The organism is Neobacillus drentensis (genome assembly GCF_036966985.1).
In the GTDB taxonomy this organism is placed as follows: Bacteria; Bacillota; Bacilli; order Bacillales; family Cytobacillaceae; genus Neobacillus; species Neobacillus drentensis_E.
Genome location: NZ_JBALSN010000603.1, coordinates 1 through 1,897 on the forward strand (window position 1 = coordinate 1; position 1,897 = coordinate 1,897).

The 1,897-nt window shown below is 35.7% G+C and carries 2 protein-coding genes and 1 pseudogene; all 3 read left to right on the forward strand.

Annotated elements, in window-relative coordinates; genetic code table 11:
* The first annotated feature begins 305 nt into the window (after positions 1–305).
* On the forward strand, positions 306–635 hold the full coding sequence (locus V7659_RS28800) for a 2Fe-2S iron-sulfur cluster-binding protein (RefSeq protein ID WP_335543475.1): 330 nt from the start codon (positions 306–308) through the stop codon (positions 633–635).
* A 66-nt stretch (positions 636–701) separates the two neighbouring features.
* Entirely contained in the window at positions 702–1,472 is a 771-nt protein-coding gene (locus tag V7659_RS28805) for a creatininase family protein (protein ID WP_335543476.1), read from the forward strand.
* 238 nt (positions 1,473–1,710) lie between these two features.
* A pseudogene (locus V7659_RS28810) lies at positions 1,711–1,897 on the forward strand (iron-containing redox enzyme family protein); the annotation flags it as partial.

Sequence of the window (1,897 nt, forward strand, 5' to 3'; positions counted from 1 at the left end):
ATAATCAGGTAAGTATGGGTTTTTGTTGCTATAAGTATCGAAACCTATTAGATGAAGATTTTTTCGTTACTCACCCCCAAGGAATATTGTATACCAAACTCTTATGTGTATTTTATCGTATGCAGTTAAAATGTTCAAGAACATATTCTAAATATTTAAATAATTCCTTGTATTGTTGCTAGAATAAGAGCTGGCTTCAAAATAAATTAACTTTTTTTTAAATTCTAGTTTGCTTCTCTATCCAAAAGATTGTATACTTCAGAAAAGTATCATAATTTTTAGAAAAAACAGAAAGGAGTAACAATATGCCAAAAGTAATCCTTCATGTGGATGGAACAACAATCGAACAAGAGGTTAAAGATAATGCCAATTTAGTTGTTTTGGCTGGTACCCGCCAACTTCCTAAACTAAAGTATGGCTGCGGAATGGGGCGCTGTACGAAATGTACATGTATCGTAGTGAATGGATCTGAAGGGCTTGCACCACCAAACTGGAAAGAAGAAAAAATGCTTGGAGATAAGGTGAACGAGGGGTACCGGTTAACGTGCCAATTAACAATTAAAGAGGATATTGAAATTTCGCAAGAAAATATTTCAGTTCAGCCCCCGAAGAAGCAATCAGTGATCCAATCTTAATAGAGAATGTATTTTATTTTTAAAATTGGTATACAAAATACAACAAACTTAAGTAGGTGAGTACTCGTGGATTGTTATGATCTAACCAGTATGACATGGAAAGAAGTAGAAGAAGCATTGAGTACAGTTCAATTAGCTATAATTCCAATCGGCGCCCATGAACAGCACGGCCCACATATGGTTGAAAGCTGTGATGCTGTATTAGCTGAGAGGATGGCCAAGAAACTAGGTCAAAAAATGTTTCCTTATGCATTGGTGACACCAACTGTAAATATGGGTGTTTCTCAGCATCATTTGAACTTTCCGGGAACCATCTCCTTGCAGCCGACCACATTAATTGCGGTGTTAAAGGATGTAGTTTCATCATTGAAGCATCACGGAATTGAAAAGTTTTTATTTTTAAATTCACACGGCGGCAACCAGTCGACGCTTAATGTGGCCTCGATGATGTTATCCAAAGAACTGGATGTCGAAATCTATTATGCCAAAACAACTGCCTCTGCTAAAAAGGCAATTAAGGAAAATGTCACATCCACCTTATTTGGTCATAGTTGTGAACGCGAAGTTTCGGAAGCGCTTTATTTAGCACCTGAACTTGTCCGCCTTGAAAAACTTGAGAAAGGTGATATTCAAGAAGAAGGAAGATGGAAGCAGCTACGACCTGGTAAAGCGATTCAAGGATTTTATTATTATGAAGAAATGACGAATAATGGCTGCATTGGCGATGGCACAAAAGCCAGCTGGGAGATTGGGCAGCAGATCGTAGAGGAAGCATTAGAAAATCTATCAAAAGAACTCTATAAATTGTTAGATTTGCAAGTAAATGTCCACCAATAATCATAGTTTTAAAAAAGAAAAATAATCTTTAAAAAATTCTAAAAATTATATTTACAAATAAACAATATCTTGGTAGTATAAACGTAAGGTATACCAAATCAATAGTTTTACAAAAAAAGAGACTGCTGGAAAGGGAAAATATCCACAATCTTTTAATTTTTAAACTAGTTTGGTATACAAAATATCAAATACCAATCTAAGGTTGGGTACCTACATAAAATTAGAGGAGGAGTTTCAGTTGACAGAATTATTATCTAAAGATGAATTTCGCAGACAATTAGAGGAAGCAATTAAAGGTAACCATAGCCAGAAGGCTGCATTTACAGTAGCTTGGGCAGAGGGCAAACTTGAAAGAAAACACTTTGCTAGTTGGGCTGAAAATCACTACCATTATGTAGGACCATTCGCTGATTACTTAGCGTATA